General features: G+C 65.2%; 2 protein-coding genes. One reads left to right on the top strand and one right to left on the bottom strand.

Annotation, left to right across the window (positions count from 1 at the left end):
* A partial coding sequence (locus tag MOV75_RS36750; RefSeq protein WP_247007832.1) for a tripartite tricarboxylate transporter substrate binding protein occupies positions 1-673 on the bottom strand: 673 nt, incomplete at its 3' end.
* Positions 674-1,122: 449 nt separating this feature from the next.
* Here MOV75_RS36750 and MOV75_RS36745 point away from each other — a divergent pair.
* A complete protein-coding gene (locus MOV75_RS36745) occupies positions 1,123-1,773 on the top strand; it encodes a hypothetical protein (protein WP_247007831.1) in 651 nt (216 codons plus the stop codon).
* The last annotated feature ends 8 nt before the right edge of the window (positions 1,774-1,781 follow it).

Below are 1,781 nucleotides of genomic sequence, written 5' to 3'. Positions count from 1 at the left end.
CGCGCAGCTTGCCGGCCTTGACCAGCGGCACGGCGGAGAGCGGATCGAAAACCGCCAGCACCTCCTGCGCGAGGAGGCCGACCTCGGCGGCGGAACCGCCGCGATAGGGCACGTGTATCATCTTGATCCCGGCCTTCTGGCTGAGCAACTCCATGGCGAGATGGGCAAGGTTGCCGTTGCCGCCCGAGCCGTAAGCCAGTGCACCGGGCGCGGCCCTCGCAGCGGCGACGAGATCGGCCACGGTCTTGATATCAGCCGTATTGGGATTCTCCGGATTGACCACGAGCACGAGCGGCGCCGACACGACGGTGGTGAGCGGCGCGAAGTCGCCTTGCGGATCGTAGCGGATGTCCTTGAGCAGCGTCTTGTTGAGCGTGATGGTGGACGAGTTGCAGGCGAGCATCGTGTAGCCGTCCGCATCCGCGCGCGCGACGCCTTCGGCGGCGATCATGCCGTTGGCGCCGGCGCGGTTCTCGACAACGAAGGGCTGCCCGAGCTTGCTGCTCAGGCGATCACCGATGATGCGCGCGACGACATCGACCGGACCGCCGGCGCTGAAGCCGACCATGACCTTGACCGGCCGCACCGGATATTTCTGCGCCACGGCCTGCGTCGACAGCGCAGAGGCGCACAGTCCGGCGATGATCGCCAGCAGGCGGGCGGTTCGTTGCATTGGTTCTCTCCCCGGACCTCACGGCGCCGCTTGTGCAGGCTTGTTGGCGCGACGCATCCGAAGATCATGAATAGCGGTCACGCCGGATTTCGCAATCGCGTTTGGGCACCGGCATTCCGCCGCACGGCACGTGCGCGCCGCATCCAAGCAAAAAATGCGAAAACAACCCCATGCACAGTAGACCGCCCTTGTCGAAACAAGGACTTACGGGAGGGCCGCGAGCTTCGGATGGCACGAAATCGATTTTGTGTCGTCGGGCAAAACAGGGGTATAGTGGCATCATCGCGACAACCGTGAGCGCCCGGCCCGACCGGCCACAGGCGCCTCGTTCAATCGCGCATACCCCTCATTGACATCTGAAAATCGCAACCGCCGCACGGCAGCGGCACGGGTCGGCCTCGCCCTCGCGAGTCCGCTCGCCCCTACCGTGGGCCCAAGGAGATATCGACATGACGACAACCCTGACACGCAACAGCACGACGCCCGTCGCCAGGTATGACGGCAGCAGGGCCAGCCCGCGGATCAAGCTCACCCGACAACGCATCGTGATCGAGCATCCCGACGCGCAGGCCGGCGAACAACTGATGGGCGAGGCGCTCGGCGCGGTCGACCGCGACGCGCTGCATGGCATCCTCAAGCAATTGATGAAAGCCAGCGTGATCCTGAAGAAACCCGACGAGGACAATCTCGCCTTCATGATCTCGATGATGAAGGGCATCGCGCCCAGGGATTCCCTCGAGGCCATGCTGACCGCACAGATGGTGTCCGTTCACGTCGCCACAATGCGTTCTGCCTGCCGGCTCGCCTTCACCGAGAACCTCTCGCAGCAGGAAGGCATCTCACGCACATTGACCCGGCTGGCCCGCACCTTCTCGGCCCAGATGGAAGCCCTCAACCGCCACCGAGGCAACGGCGAGCGTCCGATCACCGTGCAGAATCTGTCGGTGCAGGACGGCGGCCGCGCGATCGTGGGGAATGTCACGCAACAGGCGAATCTGATCGCTGCCGAACCGGCCACCGCGACAGGCGCGGGACTGGTCCCTTCCCGCGAAGCCGGCGAACACGACCGGGCCGAAGCCACGCGCGGCAGCCCCGCATGAGTGCCAAT

This window comes from Bradyrhizobium sp. PRIMUS42 (genome assembly GCF_023006515.1).
Lineage (GTDB): Bacteria > Pseudomonadota > Alphaproteobacteria > Rhizobiales > Xanthobacteraceae > Bradyrhizobium.
This window is presented reverse-complemented; position numbering and strand designations above follow the sequence as displayed.